13 protein-coding genes and 2 pseudogenes are annotated in these 17,923 nt (G+C 69.1%); 6 read left to right on the top strand and 9 right to left on the bottom strand.

Annotated elements, in window-relative coordinates:
• The 3 genes and pseudogenes from FV234_RS15420 to rnd form a co-directional block, all read right to left on the bottom strand.
• Positions 1-235: pseudogene (locus FV234_RS15420) on the bottom strand (PQQ-dependent dehydrogenase, methanol/ethanol family); the annotation flags it as partial.
• Between the two features lie 691 nt (positions 236-926).
• Entirely contained in the window at positions 927-1,214 is a 288-nt protein-coding gene (locus FV234_RS15425; protein WP_147751213.1) for a hypothetical protein, read from the bottom strand.
• 143 nt (positions 1,215-1,357) lie between these two features.
• Complete coding sequence (rnd, locus tag FV234_RS15430) at positions 1,358-2,512, bottom strand: ribonuclease D (RefSeq protein ID WP_147830243.1); 1,155 nt, start codon at positions 2,510-2,512, stop codon at positions 1,358-1,360.
• A gap of 231 nt (positions 2,513-2,743) precedes the next feature.
• Here rnd and aspS point away from each other — a divergent pair, with 231 nt between their 5' ends.
• The 4 genes from aspS (at position 2,744) to FV234_RS15450 (ending at position 6,931) form a co-directional block, all read left to right on the top strand.
• Positions 2,744-4,558, top strand: coding sequence for an aspartate--tRNA ligase (gene aspS / locus FV234_RS15435; protein WP_147751211.1), 1,815 nt, complete (start codon positions 2,744-2,746; stop codon positions 4,556-4,558).
• A 74-nt stretch (positions 4,559-4,632) separates the two neighbouring features.
• Positions 4,633-5,502 carry a glycosyltransferase family 2 protein gene (locus FV234_RS15440; protein WP_147830245.1) on the top strand — a complete coding sequence of 290 codons (870 nt, stop codon included), beginning with the start codon at positions 4,633-4,635 and terminating at the stop codon, positions 5,500-5,502.
• Positions 5,499-6,578 (top strand): acyltransferase, encoded by a 1,080-nt coding sequence (locus FV234_RS15445; protein WP_147830247.1) that lies wholly within the window; start codon positions 5,499-5,501, stop codon positions 6,576-6,578. The genes FV234_RS15440 and FV234_RS15445 overlap by 4 nt, the downstream gene beginning before the upstream one ends.
• Complete coding sequence (locus FV234_RS15450; protein WP_147830250.1) at positions 6,575-6,931, top strand: hypothetical protein; 357 nt, start codon at positions 6,575-6,577, stop codon at positions 6,929-6,931. Before FV234_RS15445 ends, FV234_RS15450 begins: the two co-directional genes overlap by 4 nt.
• Here FV234_RS15450 and FV234_RS15455 read toward each other — a convergent pair.
• Positions 6,883-7,152 (bottom strand): DUF3297 family protein, encoded by a 270-nt coding sequence (locus tag FV234_RS15455; protein WP_147751207.1) that lies wholly within the window; start codon positions 7,150-7,152, stop codon positions 6,883-6,885. The two genes, FV234_RS15450 and FV234_RS15455, sit on opposite strands and share 49 nt — an antisense overlap.
• Before the next feature lie 83 nt (positions 7,153-7,235).
• Positions 7,236-7,856: a CatB-related O-acetyltransferase gene (locus FV234_RS15460; RefSeq protein ID WP_187273700.1), complete on the bottom strand. Its 621-nt coding sequence runs from the start codon at positions 7,854-7,856 to the stop codon at positions 7,236-7,238.
• 54 nt (positions 7,857-7,910) lie between these two features.
• On the opposite strand from FV234_RS15460, the gene FV234_RS15465 reads away from it, so the two are divergent.
• Together FV234_RS15465 and FV234_RS15470 are read left to right on the top strand one after the other, a co-directional pair.
• On the top strand, positions 7,911-10,241 hold the full coding sequence (locus tag FV234_RS15465; RefSeq protein WP_147830252.1) for an NADP-dependent malic enzyme: 2,331 nt from the start codon (positions 7,911-7,913) through the stop codon (positions 10,239-10,241).
• Between the two features lie 64 nt (positions 10,242-10,305).
• Positions 10,306-11,751 (top strand): annotated as a pseudogene (locus FV234_RS15470) (acetamidase/formamidase family protein).
• Positions 11,752-11,790: 39 nt separating this feature from the next.
• Here FV234_RS15470 and ppx read toward each other — a convergent pair.
• The 4 genes from ppx to FV234_RS15490 all read right to left on the bottom strand — a co-directional run bounded on the left by ppx (position 11,791) and on the right by FV234_RS15490 (position 17,812).
• Positions 11,791-13,332, bottom strand: coding sequence for an exopolyphosphatase (gene ppx / locus FV234_RS15475; RefSeq protein WP_147830254.1), 1,542 nt, complete (start codon positions 13,330-13,332; stop codon positions 11,791-11,793).
• 110 nt (positions 13,333-13,442) lie between these two features.
• Positions 13,443-15,815: an RNA degradosome polyphosphate kinase gene (locus tag FV234_RS15480; protein WP_147830256.1), complete on the bottom strand. Its 2,373-nt coding sequence runs from the start codon at positions 15,813-15,815 to the stop codon at positions 13,443-13,445.
• 133 nt (positions 15,816-15,948) lie between these two features.
• Positions 15,949-16,674 (bottom strand): hypothetical protein, encoded by a 726-nt coding sequence (locus FV234_RS15485; RefSeq protein WP_147830258.1) that lies wholly within the window; start codon positions 16,672-16,674, stop codon positions 15,949-15,951.
• Between the two features lie 46 nt (positions 16,675-16,720).
• On the bottom strand, positions 16,721-17,812 hold the full coding sequence (locus FV234_RS15490; protein WP_147830260.1) for an AI-2E family transporter: 1,092 nt from the start codon (positions 17,810-17,812) through the stop codon (positions 16,721-16,723).
• Between the last annotated feature and the right edge of the window lie 111 nt (positions 17,813-17,923).

Below are 17,923 nucleotides of genomic sequence, written 5' to 3' on the forward strand. Positions count from 1 at the left end.
GCGAGCCCTCGTGGCCGCGCAGCACGCCGGTCGAGAAGGTCCAGGCGACCTGGAGGTTCTTGACGTTTCCGGCGTTGATCTGGTCGAGCTTGGAATAGCGCGTGTTGGCGTAGTCGACCGTCTGAAGAACCTGCTCGGCGGGGTTCGCCAGGTGCTTCATCAGGTCTTCGTTCGCGAACGCCGGGCTGGCAACCGCCATGCTGGCGCCCAGGGCGAGAAGATGGACCGCTCTCATGTGTGTTCCTCCGACAAGTCTTGATGCCGACGCGGCGCGACGCAGATCGCGACGTGAAGACCTGACCTGACTCTTTGCGACAGGGATCGATATGCTTCGATAGCGGGCGGGAAATCTACGCCTTTAGGGTCGTCGAGCCAGAGACCGCCATCCCTGAGGCGGCCCCCTCGAAACCGAAGCTTGAACGAACTCTAAGAGATTTTTGAGCGTCGTCAACTCGGTTGTGCCGTCGGCCATAGGGTTGTGCGCAAGTCGCCGCACCCCTCTCGTGAAGTGCTGGGCCGATGATGCAGCGCAAAATATCGTTGTGCATCGCACAATGGCGGATGCTCGTGCGAGGCTTTGCTTCGCTTTCAGAGCGAAACACATGCGCGCACTGCGGCTATCTTTTCTAGCTCCCGGTTTTTCATGCGTCCAGCGCACGGTGCGTTGCCCATTCCATCACCATCCCGTGTTGTCGCCTGCATGAGAGCCGGATGCAGCGCAAAACCCGTATCGGGTTACCGATCGAAGAACCGAGCAGTGTGGTTGACGATTTTCTGCCGTTTCTGCGCGCTCTCGCCGCATCCTCGTCGATCGGTGCGCGATCGAATGCACTTTCATGCTTCCCTCGGCTGCGAGAATCGGGTGCCGGGCTGCACCGACTCCGGCACCACCATCGCGCACCTGGCCACAACACCGGGTTAGACCCTCAAAGAGGCCCGACCGGCCCAGTACTCTCGAACTCCGCGGTGTCGCCGACGAGGTCGGTGATGGAAATCGCCAAAGCCCGTCCCGTCTTCAGGCGAAGGGTGGAGTCGGGCGTCAGCCAGATCGGACGCAGGCCCGCATGGCTTCCGTGCAGGCTGCCATGCGCGGTCACCGTCGAGTCTCGCCGCTCCACGACCACTCGGTAGCGAACGCGGACGGTGCCGCAGCCCTCCGCCGAGACGGTGCCACGCCCTGTCAGCGTCTGGAGGACTTCGTTGGGTTCGTGCATCGGATGCGACGTGCGGCCCTGGGACGTTTCGGCAAAGGCATTGCCGTTTAGTCCCGGCCTCGACCCGTGTCACGGGCTCGCCGATGACGTCGCGCTACGATGTCTCTGGAGGCTGGCCGTAAGGGCCCGGGCGCGACGAAGGTTCAGGTAAGCGTCCGGACGACGATCCGCCCGCCCTCGGCTGAAAGCGCGAGGCGGCCGTGCTTGAGGTCGAGGGCCTTGCTGCCGAACAACTCGCGACGCCAGCCCTGGAGCAGCGGCACGTCGGCGTCGTCGTCGTCGGCCACCGCCTCGAGGTCGTCCACCGTGGCGATGATCTTGGGCGCGACGCCCTCGGTCTCGCACACGGCTTTCAGAAGCACCTTGAGCAATTCGACCAGCGCGCCGTTGCCGCCGCTGCGGCCGCGCCCCCGCTCGGGCAAGGCGATCTCGGCCGTGTCGCGGGCGAAACCGCGCTCGACGGCCGCGAGGATGTCCGTGCCGGTGCGCGAGCGCTCGAAGCCGGCCGGGATCGAGCGCAGGCGGCCGAGCGCCTCGACGCTGCGGGGCGCCGAGGTGGCGACGTCGATGACCGCCTCGTCCTTCAGGATGCGCCCGCGCGGCACGTTGCGCGTCTGCGCCTCGCGCTCGCGCCAGGCGGCGACCTCCATCAGCACCGCGATCTCGCGGGGCTTGCGCATCCGGCCCGACAGGCGGCGCCAGGCCTGGGCCGGGTCGGCGCGGTAGGTGTCGTGCGAGGTCAGCACCGCCATCTCCTCGTCGAGCCACTGCCCGCGGTCGTCGCGGACGAGGTCGGCGACGAGCTTCTCGTACACCGTCACCAGATGGGTTACGTCCGACAGGGCGTAGGAAAGCTGCGCGTCGGAGAGCGGTCGCCGCGACCAGTCCGTGAAGCGCGAGGACTTGTCGATCTTGGCCTTGGCCACGTCGTTGACCAGCTGCTCGTAGGACACCGAGTCGCCGTAGCCGCAGACCATCGCCGCGACCTGCGTGTCGAAGAACGGCTGCGGCAGCAGCCCGCCCATCAGCCAGATGATCTCGAGGTCCTGACGGGCGGAGTGGAACACCTTCACCACGCCTTCATCCGCCATCAGGTCGACGAAGGGCTGGAGGTCGATGCCCTCGGCCAGAGGATCGACCAGCACGCCGGTCCCGTCCGGCGCCGCCATCTGGATCAGGCAGAGCTTGGGATAATAGGTCGTCTCACGCATGAACTCCGTGTCCACGGTGACGAAGCTCTGCGCGGCGAGGCGGTCGCAGGCTTCGCGGAGCGCCTGCGTCGTACTGATCAGATCCATGCCTCCGGCTATATCGGAGGTTTTTTGCAAAGGGGAGCCGGGTGCCGGCTTATCCGTTCTCTTGCGCCCACACTCTTGCACCGACTCTCTTGATATCTTCCGCTGCCTTCGCGTGGACGCATCCGTGCCGCGAGTGCTTCGCGTCGTCGAGCCGCAGCGGACCCGCGCCCGACTGCTTGACTTCGCCCCCCTCGCGTGAATGGTGCCGCGCTTCAATCCCAAGGTTTTGCGATGCACCGTTACCGGACCCATACCTGCGGGGCGCTCCGCCCATCCGACGTCGGCGCGTCGGTCCGTCTCTCCGGCTGGTGCCACCGCATCCGCGACCACGGCGGCGTGCTCTTCATCGACCTGCGCGACCATTACGGACTGACGCAGTGCGTGGTCGATTCGGATTCGCCGGCCTTCAAGGCGGCGAACGCCGTGCGCTCGGAATGGGTCGTTCGCCTCGACGGGCGCGTCCGCACCCGGCCGGCCGGCACCGAGAACCCCGAGCTGCCGACCGGCGCGGTCGAGGTCTACATCGACGAGCTCGAGGTGCTGGGTGCGGCCGCCGAGCTGCCGCTGCCGGTCTTCGGCGACCTGGAATACCCGGAGGAGACCCGCCTCCGTTACCGCTTCCTCGACCTGCGCCGGGAGAAGCTGCACGCCAACATCATGAAGCGCGGCGCCATCGTCGATTCGCTCCGCCGGCGCATGCGCGAGGGTGGGTTCTTCGAGTTCCAGACCCCGATCCTGACGGCATCGTCGCCGGAGGGGGCCCGCGACTACCTCGTGCCGTCGCGCGTGCACCCGGGCAAGTTCTACGCGCTGCCGCAGGCGCCGCAGCAGTTCAAGCAGCTGACGATGATCGCCGGCTTCGACCGCTACTTCCAGATCGCACCCTGTTTCCGCGACGAGGACGCCCGCGCGGACCGCTCGCCGGGCGAGTTCTACCAGCTCGACATCGAGATGAGCTTCGTCACCCAGGAGGACGTGTTCCAGGCGGTGGAGCCGGTGCTGCACGGGGTGTTCAAGGAGTTCGCCGGCGAAAAGCGCGTCACCGACGTGTTCCCGCGCATCACCTACGCCGACGCGATGCTCAAGTACGGCGTCGACAAGCCCGACCTGCGCAATCCGCTGCTGATCGCCGACGTGACGGAGGAGTTCGCCGACGACGCGGTGGAGTTCAAGGCGTTCAAGGGCGTGATCAAGTCCGGCGGCGTGGTCCGCGCGATCCCGGCCACGGGCGCCGCGACGCAGCCGCGCTCGTTCTTCGACAAGCTCAACGACTTCGCCCGCGCTGAGGGCGCGCCCGGCCTCGGCTACGTCGTGTTCGAGGAGGTCGACGGCGCCTTGGCCGGCAAGGGGCCGATCGCCAAGTTCATCCCCGCACCGATCCTGACGCGGATCGCCGAGAAGACCGGGACGAAGGCCGGCGACGCGGTGTTCTTCTCCGCCGGCACCGAGGCCAAGGCGGCGGCGCTCGCCGGCAAGGCCCGCATCCGCATCGGCGACGACCTCGGCCTGTCCGACAAGGACCAGTTCGCGTTCTGCTGGATCACCGACTTCCCGATGTTCGAGTGGAATGAGGACGAGAAGCACATCGATTTCTCCCACAACCCGTTCTCGATGCCGAACTTCGACCACGACGCCTTCCTGGCGCTGGGCGAGGGCGACGACGCCAAGATCCTCGACATCAAGGCGTTCCAGTACGACATCGTCTGCAACGGCATCGAGCTGTCGTCGGGCGCGATCCGGAACCACAAGCCCGAGATCATGGAGAAGGCCTTCGCCATCGCCGGCTACGGCAAGGATGTGCTCGAAGCCAAGTTCGGCGGCATGCTCAACGCGCTTCGCCTCGGCGCCCCGCCGCACGGCGGCATCGCACCGGGTGTCGATCGCATCGTGATGCTGCTCTGCGAGGAGCCGAACATCCGCGAGGTCGTGCTGTTCCCGATGAACCAGCGCGCCGAGGACCTGATGATGGGCGCCCCCTCCGAGGCGACGCCGAAGCAGCTCCGCGAGCTGCATATCCGTCTGAACCTGCCCGAGAAGAAGGCGTGACGCGCCGCGCGTCTTCCTCCCCCCTCCCCCATAGAGGAGGGCGGGAGACGCGCGTCCTGCATGGAGCCCGCTAGGTGGCGAGCCTCGTCGCGGTCGTCGTCGCGCATGACAGCGCCGAGGCCCTGCCGGCCTGCCTCTCGGCGCTTGCGGCCGAGCACGTCCCGGCGATCGTCGTCGACAACGCCAGCCGCGACCGCTCGGTCGAGATCGCCGAGGCTGCCGGCGCACAGGTGGTCCGCAATGGCCGCAACGAGGGCTACGGCCGCGCCAACACCCGCGGGATCCGTGCCGCCGCGCAGGCCCGCTACGTCCTGATCCTCAACCCCGACGTCACCCTGCGGCCGGGCGCGGCCGACGCCCTGCTCGCTGCCGCCGAACGCTGGCCGGAAGCCGGGCTCTTCGCCCCGCGGATCGTCGAGCCGGACGGCCGGTTCTTCTACCAGCCGCGCTCGTTGCTGGCGCCCTACCTCACCAACCCGAGTGGGCGCCGAGACCTGCCCTCGGGCGACGCCTGCGCGCCGTTCCTGTCCGGCGCCTGCCTGATGATCGAGCGCGGGTTCTTCCTGTCGCTCGGCGGCTTCGACGAACGGATCTTCCTGTTCTACGAGGACGACGACCTCTGCCGCCGCGTCGCCGACGCGGGACGAGCACTCGTCCACGTGCATGGTGCCGAGGTCCTGCACGGGCGCGGGCGCTCCTCGGCGCCCGAGCGCGGACGGGTGTTCCGCACCCGCTGGCACCAGGCGTGGTCGCGCGCCTACGTCGCCCGCAAATACGGTCTCGCCGACCCCATCCTCCCTAGCCTCGTCGCCAACGTTCTCAAGGCGTTTCTGTCCGTGCTGATCCTGCGACGCTCAGGCTTCGAGCGCTACGGCGGATCGGCCGCCGGCGCCTGGGCCGCGCTCATGGGGCACACCGCGCTGGCTCGCGAGGGCCTCGAATGAGCCGCGCGCCGACCGTCGCCGAGGCATTGGCGCGCCCGCATAACGGCTTCTCCGGGCTTCGCCTGGTGCTGGCGGTCGCGGTAGTGGTCTCGCACGCCTTCAGCGTCACCAGCGGCAACGCCCTCGACGAGCCGCTTGCGCGCGCGACCGGCTTCACCCTCGGCGAGCATGCCGTGAACGGCTTCTTCGCCGTGTCGGGTTTCCTCGTGGCGATGAGCTTCGACCGGCGCGGCCTCGTCGATTACCTGATCTCGCGGACCCTGCGCATCCTGCCCGGCCTCATCGCGGCGACGCTGGTCGTCTCCCTCGTGCTCGGCGCCGCGATGAGCACGCTGCCCCTCGTCGAGTACCTTCGCGACGGCGGCGTCTGGCGCTTCGTCCGCGGCACGCTGACGACCTTCAAAAGCAACGCGTCGCTGCCGGGCGTCTTCACCGACAACCCGTATCGCAGCCCGCTCGGCACGGTCTGGACCCTGAAATACGAAGTGCTCTGCTATCTCGGCGTCGTCGGCGCCGGGCTGCTCGGGGCGTTGCGTTCACGCTGGATCGCGCCCCTCGTCGTCGCCGGCTTCGCGCTGGCGCTGCTCGTCGCCGACGCGACGCGGCCCGACCTGCCCAAGGGCCTCGAGACGGCCCTGCGCCTGCCGCTGATCTTCGCCGTCGGCGCGGCGCTCTACACCGCGCGGGAGGTCGTTCGCCTGTCGGCGGTGCCCGTGGCGATCCTGGGCCTCGCCTGCCTCCTGGTGCGACACGGGCCGTTCTACCGGGCGCTGCTGTTCGTCGCGGAAGGCTACGGCACGATTTGGCTCGGCCTGTCGCCGTGGCTCGCCCGCAAGGTCTTCGACCCGAAGGCCGACCTGTCCTACGGAATCTACCTTTACGGCTGGCCGGTGCAGCAGAGCCTGCACGCGCTTTGGCCCGGAATCTCCGCGCTGCCGCTGCTGCTGCCGGCGCTGGCGCTCACGTTTCCCGTGGCGGCGGCCTCCTGGTACGCGATCGAGCGCCCGGCGCTGCGGCTGAAGACGCGGACCCTGGGGCGGCGGACGCTCGGCACCATCGAGCCGGCGGGCCCGTGAGCGGGCAGGCCCCGCGTCGCCTCCCGCCGCTCGCAGCGCTCGACCACGCGGCCCGACTGCTCGCCGAGCACGGGTTCCATGTCGTCGCGCGGAACGAGCGCGGCGACAGCCTGTACCTGCAGCGCGAAGGATGCGCCTTCGCCCTGCGACTGTCGAACCACGCCCGGACGGCCAAGCAGCGGCAGCGCCGCACCGACGTGCTCGCGAGCCTCGTGGTCCGCGACGCCTGCAGCCCCGAGCAGGTCGCGGCCCTGGTGGCCGGTACGTTGCGCGACTTCGACCTCGCGCGCGGCCGACGGGAGGCTCAGGCCTCGGGGGCAGCTTCGGATTCGGGCGCGGCATCCCGGAAATAGGGCTCCACCGGGCCCTTTAGCTTCACCGTCATCGGGTTTCCGGCGCGGTCGAGCGTCTTGCCGGCGCTCAGCCGAACCCAGCCCTCGCTGACGCAATATTCCTCGACGTTGGTCTTCTCGACGCCCTTGAAGCGGATGCCGATGCCGCGTTCCAGAACGGTCTCGTCGTAGAACGGGCTGTTCGGGTTCACGGCGAGGCGGTCGGGGGGCGTCTGTGACATCGGGCGGACCTTCGGCGAAGACTTGCAATGGGCGCGCTTGCGAGGACGGCCTCGCGAAGACGATCGGCCCGCGGGTAAGGGATTCAGGCAGGCGGCGCAACGGCGCGGGCGGCTTCGACAAGCTCGGGGATGCGCCCGCTCTGGAGAAGCGGCACCAGGCGCGCCACCGTGGCGTGCGGCAGGTCCCACCAGGCGCAGGCGACGAGGGCCGCGACCGTCGCCTCGTCGAAGCGGGTTCGCACCACCCGCGCCGGGTTGCCGGCGACGACCGCGTAGGGCGGCACGTCGCGGGCGACGACAGCGCGTGCCGCCACCACCGCGCCGTGGCCGACCGTGACCCCCGACAGGATCATGCAGCCTGAGCCGAGCCAGACGTCGTGCCCGATCGACACGTCCCCGCGCGAGGCGTGGTAGTCGGCCGGCGCGTCGGCCCCGGGCCAGAGCCCGCGCATCGCCGCGAACGGATAGGTCGAGGCCCAGTCGAGCCGGTGGTCGCCGCCGAGCAGGATCTCGACCTTGTCGGCGATGGAACAATAGCGGCCGATCGTCAGCCTCCGGCCGGATTCGGCGAAACGCACCTTCGGCAGCCCGTAGGAATAGGCACCGATGGAGAATCCGTAGGCGCGCACCAGCTTTTCCAGGTGGATTCGCGTCTCGTTGTTCGGGTTGCGCCCGCTGCGCAGCCGGTGCAACAGGGCCTTCATGTGGAGGGGGTCGATGCCGGAGGGCGCACCCGCCTGATCGAGGGAGAATGGGCCATGGGCGACAACATGTCCGAGGATCTCAAGTCGGGGGCTCTCGTCTACCACCGCCTTCCGCGGCCCGGAAAGCTCGAGATCCAGGCGACGAAGCCGCTGGGCAACCAGCGCGACCTGGCGCTCGCCTATTCGCCCGGCGTCGCCGCCGCCTGCGAGGCCATCGCCGCCGACCCGCAGGAGGCCGCGACCCTCACGATCCGCCAGAACCTCGTGGCGGTGCTCACCAACGGCACCGCGGTGCTCGGCCTCGGCAACATCGGCCCGCTGGCGTCCAAGCCGGTGATGGAGGGCAAGGCCGTCCTGTTCAAGAAGTTCGCCGGCATCGACGTGTTCGATATCGAGGTCGACCAGCTCGACGTGGCCAAGCTCGTCGATGTCGTGTGTTCGCTCGAGCCGACCTTCGGCGGCATCAACCTCGAGGACATCAAGGCGCCGGAGTGCTTCGAGGTCGAGGAGCAGTGCCGCGCTCGGATGAACATCCCGGTCTTCCACGACGACCAGCACGGTACAGCGATCATCGTCGCGGCCGCCGTCCTCAACGCGCTGGAACTCGCCGGCAAGCAGCTGTCGGACGTCCGCATCGTCACCTCGGGCGCGGGCGCGGCGGCTCTGGCCTGCCTCAACCTGTTGGTCTCGCTCGGCGCGACGCGGGAGAACATCACGGTCACCGACATCAAGGGCGTGGTCTACAAGGGTCGCACCGAGCTGATGGACCGGTGGAAGGACATCTACGCGCAGGAGACCGAGGCGCGGACGCTGGCCGAGGTGATCCCCGGCGCCGACGTTTTCATCGGCCTCTCGGCCGGGGGCGTGCTCAAGCCCGAGTACCTCGAGAAGATGGCCGAGAAGCCGCTGATCATGGCGCTGGCCAACCCCTATCCCGAGATCATGCCCGACCTCGCGCAGGAGAAGCGCCCCGATGCGATGATCTGCACCGGGCGCTCGGATTTCCCGAACCAGGTCAACAACGTCCTGTGCTTCCCCTACATCTTCCGCGGCGCGCTCGACGTCGGCGCGCGCTCGATCAACGAGGAGATGAAGAAGGCCGCCGTGAAGGCGATCGCGGCGCTCGCCCGCGAGACGCCCTCCGACGTGGTCGCCCGCGCCTATGGCGGCGAGGCGCGCCCGTTCGGGCCGCGCTCGCTGATCCCGAGCCCCTTCGACCCGCGGCTGATTCTGCGCATCGCGCCGGCCGTCGCGCAGGCGGCGATGGATTCCGGCGTCGCCGGCCGTCCGGTCGAGGACATCGCAGCCTACGCCGAGTCCCTCGACCGGTTCGTGCACCGCTCGGGCTTCATCATGAAGCCGCTGTTCTCGAAGGCGAAGGAAAACCCGAAGCGGGTCATCTACGCCGAGGGCGAGGACGAGCGCGTTCTGCGCGCGGTCCAGGCCATTGTCGAGGACGGCGTCGCAAAACCGATCCTCGTCGGCCGGCCGCGGGTGGTCGAGACCCGGCTCAAGCGCTTCGGCCTGTCGATCCAGGAGGGCCGCGACTTCGAGCTGATCGATCCGGAGGACGATCCGCGCTACCGCTCCTACGTCCAGACCTACCTCGACATCGCCGGCCGGCGGGGCATCACGCCGGACGCCGCCCGCACGCTGGTGCGCACCAACACCACGATCATCGGCGCCATCGCCGTGCGCCGCGGCGAGGCCGACGCGCTGATCTGCGGGCTGGAAGGCCGGTTCGAGACCCGCCTGCGCATCATCCGCGACGTCATCGGGCTCTTGCCCGGCGTGACGCAATGCGCCGCGATGAGTCTGATCGTTACCAAGAAGGGCGCCTACTTCCTCGCCGACACGCATGTGCGCCAGGACCCGAGCGCCGAGGAGATCGCCGAGCTCGCCGTCGCCTGCGCCGGGCACGTCACGCGCTTCGGCATCACCCCCAAGATCGCGCTGCTGAGCCATTCCGACTTCGGTCAGTCCGACACGCCCTCGGCGATGAAGATGCGGGCCGCCCTCGGTCTGATCCACGAGCGCGCGCCCGACCTCCAGGTCGACGGCGAGATGCAGGCGGATTCCGCCCTCTCGGAGATCGTTCGCGACCGGGTGCTGCCCGGCTCGCCGCTGAAGGGCGCGGCCAACGTGCTGATCTTCCCGAACCTGGATGCGGCCAACATCGCCTACCAGTTCGCCAAGGTGCTGGCCGACGCCCTCCCCGTCGGCCCGCTGCTGATCGGCCCGGCCAAGCCCGCCCACATCCTCACACCGTCGGTGACGGCGCGGGGTATCGTCAACGTCACCACCGCCGCGGTGGTGGAGGCGCAGGCGGGCGACGAGCAGAAGCTCGACTCGGCCGAGCCCGGCGTTGGGATGATCTCGGAGTAACCGGCGCGAGCCTGGCAATCCCCTTGCATCGTCCGGTCCCACCGAAACCGTGTGGGCCGAGACGATGTGCCAGGGTGACGATCCGAACTGCGCGGCGTTCGCCGAGCATCGCCGCCGCTTCCTCGGGGATCTCGCGCCCGAACGCCGCGCCTTCCTAAAGAGCGGGTTCGTCGCGACGGGCGGCGCGGTCGCCCTTGCCGCCGGTGGCCTGTCGCTGGTCACGCCGGCCCTCGCTCAGACCAGTGCGGGCCGCGGGCCGCGGCAGGCGACGCACCAGATGCTGCCGGCCAACGCCGACACGGTGCATTGGGGCTATTTCAGCAAGAACCTGAAACCGCAGGTCGAGATCGCGTCGGGCGATTTCGTTACGATCGAGACGCTGACGCACCAGGCCAGCGACGATTCCGAGTGGATGATCCAGGGCGATCCGGGCGCCGAGAGCGTCTACCTCTAGACCAAGGACAAGAAGGGCGTCGCGCGGCGTGGCGCAGGCCCCGACGATGCCAAGCTCGGTCCCGGCGGCGGCCTCGGCGTCCACATCTGCACCGGCCCGGTGGCGATCCGCGGCGCGGAGCCCGGCGACGTGTTGGAGGTCCGCATCCTCGACGTCACGCCGGGCCCTTGCGCCAACCCGAAGTTCAAGGGCCTCGCCTTCGGAAGCAACGCCGCCGCCTGGTGGGGCTACCACTACAAGGACCTTCTGACGGGCGAAAAGCCGCGCGAGGTCGTGACCATCTACGAGGTCGACGTGACCGGGACGCGCGATTGGGCGAAGGCCGTCTACAGCTTTCGCTGGCCGGGCGTGACCGATCCGAACGGAATCGCGCATCCGACGATCGACTATCCAGGCCTGCTGGTCGATCACACCAAGACCGACCGGAACTTCGATGTTCTGAAGGGCATCCGCGTGCCGATCCGGCCGCATTTCGGCACAATGGGTTTGGCGCCGGCGGAAGCCGACATGGTGAACTCGATTCCACCGAGCTACACCGGCGGCAACATCGACAACTGGCGCATCGGCAAGGGCGCGACGATGTACTATCCGGTCGCCGTGCCGGGTGCGCTGTTCTCAGTCGGCGACCCGCATGCGAGCCAGGGCGATTCCGAACTCTGCGGCACCGCGATCGAGTGCTCGCTGACCGGCACGTTCCAGTTCGTGCTGCACAAGAAGCAGGACCTCGCCGGCACCGCCCTCGAAAGCCTCGACTTTCCGATGATCGAGACCAGGGACGAGTGGGTCCTCTCTGGCTTCAGCTATCCGAACTATCTCAAGGACCTCGGCGCCGGTGCGCAGGAAGCCATCTTCCAGAAATCCTCGATCGACCTCGCCATGCGCGACGCCTTCCGCAAGATGCGGCAGTTCCTGATGCACGCGAAGGGGCTGACGGAGGACGAGGCGATCTCGCTGATGTCGATCGCAGTCGATTTCGGCATCACCCAGGTGGTGGACGGCAACTGGGGCGTCCACGCGATCGTCAAGAAGGCGATCTTCGCCGAGCGAACGGTTTGAACGGCTGCTCGGCGCTCACCCCGCGCATCTACCGGCGCGTCACCCGACGCGGACGCGCCCTTCGAGCCCAACGATGCGGGCGAGGCCGCGGACGCGGTTGAGCAGGCGGTCGCCATTCAAAGCGTCCCACTCGGGCGGCAGACTCAGTATGACGCGGCCGTCCTCGATCGTGAGCGGCATGCGGCGCAGGGCGCCCTCCATCCCGGCGGTCATCGGGAACGCGACCCGCAGCAGGGCGCCGATGAGGCGGGCCCGCTCGAACAGGCGCGGCCCAGCGAGCGCACGCAGCATCGGGTTGGCCTTCTCCGGGGCGACGCCCTCGTGGCGGAAGTAGATCGCCAGGGCAAGGAAGCCGCGGCCGGGATGGTCGATGCCGACGAAGGCCGCGTTCTGGATGATCGCGATGCTCTGCTCGCCGCGGTAGTCGGGATGCGCCCGCCAGCCGATGTCGGACAGGAGGCAGGCGGCATGCCGCAGCCGGCGCTCGTCGGCGGTCTCCGGTCCGTCGAGCGCCGCCACGAACCGGTCGGTCCAGGCGATCAGCTCGTCTGCGTGGCGCGGCGAGCGCGCGCGAAGCTGGTTCAGCTCGGCGCAGGAGGCGAGCAGCGGATCGAGCGCGCGGGTGTCGCGGTCGACTTGCTCGTAGAGCAGGCCCTCGCGCACCCCCGAGGCCGAAATCGCGACCTCGCGCGGCCGGCCGACGCGGATGATCTCCTCCAGCACCACGGCCCCGTAGGCGAGCAGCGGGCGGCGCGCTTCCGAAATCGCCTCGACGTCCTGCAGCGTCGCCGCGTCGGATTGCTCGACCACCTGAAGGAAGCTCAGCTCGTCAGTCGGCTCGACAGTGTAGCCATGCATCACGTGGACGGGATATTGACGCGCGGCCTGATGCAGGCGGGCGAGCGCCCGCCAGGTGCCGCCGACGGCGTAGAAGGTGCGCCCGCGGAGCGTCTCCAGCTGCGGCGCGGCCTTCTTCATGTGCTCGCGCACGATCTTGCCGGCCTTCTTCAGGGAGCCGCCCGAGAGGTCCTGCAGCGCAAGCCCGCCGAGCGGCATCGTCACGCCCTGCCCGACCACCGCGCCGCGCACGTCCACGAGTTCCAGCGAGCCGCCGCCGAGGTCGCCGACCACGCCGTCCGGCGCATGGAAGCCCGACACCACGCCGAGCGCCGACAGCTCGGCCTCGCGCCGGCCGGACAGGAGCTCGATGCGGGTGCCGCAGGCGGCTTCCGCCGCCTCGAGGAAGGCGGGGCCGTTCGAGGCGTCGCGGGCAGCCGCGGTGGCGAGCACGAAGAGGCGCCCGACCCGCATCGTCTCGCAGAGCACGCGGAAGCGCGCGAGTGCGGCCAGCGCCCGGCGCACCGCCTCGTCGTTGAGGCGGCCGGTGGTGAGGACGTTGCGGCCCAGCCCGCACAGGACCTTCTCGTTGTAGAGCGGCGTCGGCGCCCGGCTCAGGCCGTCATAGGCCACGAGGCGGACCGAGTTCGAACCGATGTCGATGATCGCGACGGGCGCGTTGACCAAGGCCGGCTCCCGATCGGCGGAATGGGCGAGCGTGAGGTTGGCGCGATGGGGACCCAAGCAACGACCTCGCTGTATGATACCGACCGGCTGCGTCGAACGCACGTCTGACCGATCCGGCGGCACGATCCGCGCCGCCCGATCCATGTATCCGTCCGGCGGCCGGACGATCAGCCCCGCTGTGCGCGACGGCTGAGGGCCCGCGGACTCGACTTCTTCGACGACTTGCCGCGGCCGGACAGGCTCGGGTTCGTCATGAAGTACTTGTGCGCGTTGAACGGTTCCTCGCCCTCGGCGGGGTGGATACGCTCGGCGCCGCCGGATGCCAGTACACGCCAGCTCTGGCGGTTGTCGAGGAGGTTGGCCAGCATGATCTGGTCGAGAACCTGTTGATGGACCGTCGGGTTGCTGATCGGCAGCAGGGACTCGACGCGGCGGTCGAGGTTGCGGCTCATCAGGTCGGCCGAGGAGATGTAGACCGTCGCTTTCGGGTGGGGCAGCCCGACGCCGTTGCCGAAGGCGTAGATGCGCCCGTGCTCCAGGAAGCGCCCGACGATCGACTTGACGCGGATCGTCTCAGAGAGGCCCGGAACGCCCGGCCGCAGGCAGCAGATGCCGCGGACGACACAGTCGATCTGCACGCCCTCCTGAGAGGCGTCGTAGAGCGCATCGATCACCTGCGCATCGACGAGCGAGTTGCACTTGATCCAGATCGCAGCCGGGCGCCCGGCCTTGGCATGCGCCGCCTCCGCCTCGATGTCGGCGAGCAGCCGCGCCTTGGCGGTGAGCGGCGAGACCGACATCCGCTCCAGCTGCGCCGGCTCGGCGTAGCCGGTGATGAAGTTGAAGATCCGCGACACGTCGCGCGCCACCGCCGGGTCGGCGGTGAAGAACGACAGGTCGGTGTAGATGCGCGCGGTGATCGGGTGATAGTTGCCGGTGCCGACGTGGCAGTAGGTAACGAGCTTGTCGCCCTCGCGCCGCACCACCATCGACAGCTTGGCGTGGGTCTTCAGCTCGACGAAGCCGAACACCACCTGCGCGCCGGCCTTCTCGAGGTTGCGCGCCCAGCGGATGTTGGCCTCTTCGTCGAAGCGCGCCTTCAGCTCGACCAAAGCCGTCACCGACTTGCCGAGCTCGGCCGCCTCCGCCAGCGCCGCGACGATCGGCGAGTTGGAGGAGGTGCGATACAGCGTCTGCTTGATCGCGACGACGTTCGGGTCGCGGGCGGCCTGCGCCAGGAACTGCACCACCGAATCGAACGACTCGTAAGGGTGGTGGACGCAGAAATCCTTCTGGCGGATCGCCGCAAACACGTCGCCGCCGCTCTCGCGGATGCGCTCCGGGAAGCGTGGGTTGTAGGGCTTGAACTTGAGGTCGGGACGGTCGATCCCGACGATCTGCGACAGTTCGTTCAGCGCCAGCATGCCCTCGACGATGAAGATCGCGTCCGCGCCGATCTCAAGCTCGTCGCAGACGAAGCTGCGCAGGTCCTCCGGCATGCCGGATTCGACCTCGAGACGGATGACGATGCCGCGGCGGCGCTGCTTCAGCGCGGTCTCGAAATGCAGGACGAGGTCCTCGGCCTCCTCCTCGATCTCGAGATCCGAATCGCGGATCACCCGGAAGGCGCCCTGCCCCTTCACGAGGTAGCCTGGGAACAGGCGGCCGGTGAACAGCACGATCACCTGCTCGATGGCGATGAAGCGCGCGACCGTGTCGTCCTCGATCGCCGGTAGGCGCACGAACCGGTCGAGCACGCCGGGCATGCGGATCAGTGCGCGCAGCACCCGCCCGTCGCGCGGCCGCGTCAGCATCAGCGCGATGGTCGTGCCGAGGTTGGGGATGAACGGGAACGGGTGGGCCGGGTCGATCGCCAGCGGCGTCAGCACCGGGAAGACGTGGTTGAGGAAGTACTCCTCCAGCCACGCCGCGTGCTCCGGCCGCAGCGCGTCGGGCTCGACGAGGGCGACGACGCCGTCGAGCTCCTCGCGCAAAGCCCGCCAGCGCGCCTGCTGGTCTTCGGCGAGCTTGGAGACGCCGGTGCCGATGCGGGCGAGCTGCTCGGACGGCGACAGGCCGTCCTGCGACGGCAGCGTCAGCCCGGCGCGGACCTGATCGATCAGGCCGGCGACGCGCACCATGAAGAACTCGTCGAGGTTGTTGGCCGAGATCGAGAGGAAGCGCAGCTTTTCTAGCAGGGGATGCGAGGTGTTGGCCGCCTCCTCCAGCACGCGCCGGTTGAACTGCAGCCAGGACAGCTCGCGGTTGACGAAGCGCTCGGGCGAGTTCCGCAGGGCACGGCCGGCTTCGAGGATGGTCTCGCGCGCCGCCTTGTCGTCGTCGGCCTTGGGCGGCTCGGGGATCTCGGCGGCTGTCGGCCACTCGTCGCCGGCGGTGTCGGAGGCTGCGGCTCGGCGCGGGGCGCGGGCGGGCGGCGCGCGCCGTACGGTGCGCTTGGGCGTCGCCTCGTCGCCGGCCTCGACGACGTCGTCCGTCCGGTCGCGATCGAGGGCGTCCACGTTCGATTCGATATCCGACAACCCTGCCACTCCTCACCTGCCGCCTGTCGCGGCGTCCCTAACATGGGTGGTCCGCCGGAATGCGACATTGCCGTGACGGTCGGCACGCGACCCTCGCATCCGAAGCGCGCCGACCGCCGCCCATGCGTCGCGCTCAGTCGTCCTCGCCGTCCTCTTCGCCGTCCTCGCCGCCTTCGGCGATGCCAAGGCGTTCGAGCACCGCCAGCGCCAGCGGCCGGGTGATGCGGCGGCCGCGGCCGAGGGCGTCGCGATCGAGTTCGGCCACCACCTCCCGCGCCCGTCCGAGCGAGCGGTCGATGCGGAGCGCCAGGGCGTCGATCACACGCAGATCCACAACCAGTTGCCGATCCACAAACAGCTTTACCATCACCGCGCGGAGCAGGGCGTCGTCGGGCTCGCGGATTGCGACACCCGGCGCGAGCCGAAGGCGCGAGCGCAGGTCCGCAACGGTCAGCCCGATCTGGTCGATCGCCGCGCCGCTGGTCAGCAGCACCGGGCATTTGCGCTCGCGGGCGAGGTTGAGCAGGTGGAACAGGGCCGCCTCGTCGCGGCCGGGGCGGTCGATGTCCTCGATCACCAGGGCGCCGTTCGAGACGCAGTGGGTCACCGCCTCCGCGGTGACGTCGGCGGCCGACACGGTCCAGGCATGGGCCCGCGTCGCCCAGATCGAGGCGAGATGACTCTTGCCGCTTCCCGGCGGCCCGGTGAGGACCAGCACGGTGTCCGGCCAATCAGGCCAGGCCTCGATTGACGCGTAGGCGGCCTCGTTGGCCGTGCCGACCAGGAAATCCTCGCGGCCGTAGCGTGGATCGAGCGGAAGGTCGAAGGCCAGCTGCTTCGGGGGGGCGTTCTCGCGCATGCGGCGTCCAGGGTGACCCTGCCGGCCCGACAGTCAAGCGTCCCGCTCAGGCCCGCGGCACCTCGATCAGCACCGGCTGCTCGGCATGGTAGAGCCGGCTCTGCAGGTAGCGCGAGAGCGCGAAGCGCACGAGGACGCCGATCGAAGCCGCCACCGGCACCGCCAGGAGCAACCCGAGGAACCCGAACAGCGAGCCGAAGGCGAGCAGCGCGAACATCAGCCAAACCGGATGCAGGCCGACCGATTCGCCGACGAGCTTGGGCGCGATCACGTTGCCCTCCAGGAACTGGCCGACCAGGAACACCCCGACCGTCAGCCCGAGATGCAGCCAGTCCGAGCCGGGCCAGAACTGAACCAGCGCGACGCCGACCGAGAGCAGGAAGCCCGTCAGCGTGCCCACGTAGGGAATGAAGGTGAGGAAGCCCGCGATCAGGCCGATCAGGACGCCGAAGTTCAGGCCGACGAGCCACAGGCCGAGCGCGTAGAAGGTGCCGAGGATCAGGCAGACCAGCGTCTGCCCGCGCACGAAGCCGATGATCGCGCGGTCGATCTGCGCCGCGAGCCGGCGCACCGTCGCGCGGTGGCGCGGCGGCACCCAGGTGTCGAGCGTGGCGATCATCCGGTCCCAGTCGACCAGGATGTAGAATGCGACCACCGGCGTCACAACCAGCAGCGAGACCAGCGAGATCACCGCCTGCGAGCCGGACCAGATCGACTTGAGGAAGGCGAGCAGCCACGCGCCGCCCTGGGTCGCGAGCGTCCCCACCGAGGCTTGCAGCTCGTTGACCACGTCGGCGCCGCCGAGCCGCTGCAGCACCGGGCCGGCGCGCTCGGCGATGATGCCCTGCAGCCGCCCGATCATGCCGGGCAGGCTGTTGACCAGGGCCGCGACCTGGTTGGCGGCGAGCGGCACCACGATCAGCAGCGAGACGATCAGGCCGGCCACGAACATCGCCAGGATCAGCAGGCTCGCCGTCAGGCGTCCGAGGCCGAGGCGTTCGAGGCGGTCGGCCAGGGGGTCGAGCAGGTAGGCCAGCGCGATCCCGGCGACGAACGGCAGCATCACCTCGCGCAGCAGGTAGACGACGATTCCGAGGGCGACGAGCACCGCCAGACCGATCACAGCCCTCGCGCGCATCGACGTCCTCCCCACCCGACAGAGCGGAGACAGTGGGAAGGCGTCTCCGCACGGTCAAGGCTGCCGGCGCCGCCGACGGGGCACGGAACCGATCCGGGTGGGTCGTTTTCT

It is taken from the genome of Methylobacterium sp. WL8 (assembly GCF_008040045.1).
Classification (GTDB): Bacteria; Pseudomonadota; Alphaproteobacteria; order Rhizobiales; family Beijerinckiaceae; genus Methylobacterium; species Methylobacterium cerastii.

Bases quoted from the DNA above. Each gene is read 5' to 3' on its own strand.
- FV234_RS15485 (WP_147830258.1), bottom strand. From the start codon at position 16,674: ATGCGCGAGAACGCCCCCCCGAAGCAGCTGGCCTTCGACCTTCCGCTC.
- aspS (WP_147751211.1), top strand. From the start codon at position 2,744: ATGCACCGTTACCGGACCCATACCTGCGGGGCGCTCCGCCCATCCGAC.
- FV234_RS15445 (WP_147830247.1), top strand. From the start codon at position 5,499: ATGAGCCGCGCGCCGACCGTCGCCGAGGCATTGGCGCGCCCGCATAAC.
- FV234_RS15425 (WP_147751213.1), bottom strand. From the start codon at position 1,214: ATGCACGAACCCAACGAAGTCCTCCAGACGCTGACAGGGCGTGGCACC.
- FV234_RS15455 (WP_147751207.1), bottom strand. From the start codon at position 7,152: ATGTCACAGACGCCCCCCGACCGCCTCGCCGTGAACCCGAACAGCCCG.
- rnd (WP_147830243.1), bottom strand. From the start codon at position 2,512: ATGGATCTGATCAGTACGACGCAGGCGCTCCGCGAAGCCTGCGACCGC.
- FV234_RS15460 (WP_187273700.1), bottom strand. From the start codon at position 7,856: ATGAAGGCCCTGTTGCACCGGCTGCGCAGCGGGCGCAACCCGAACAAC.
- FV234_RS15490 (WP_147830260.1), bottom strand. From the start codon at position 17,812: ATGCGCGCGAGGGCTGTGATCGGTCTGGCGGTGCTCGTCGCCCTCGGA.
- FV234_RS15465 (WP_147830252.1), top strand. From the start codon at position 7,911: ATGGGCGACAACATGTCCGAGGATCTCAAGTCGGGGGCTCTCGTCTAC.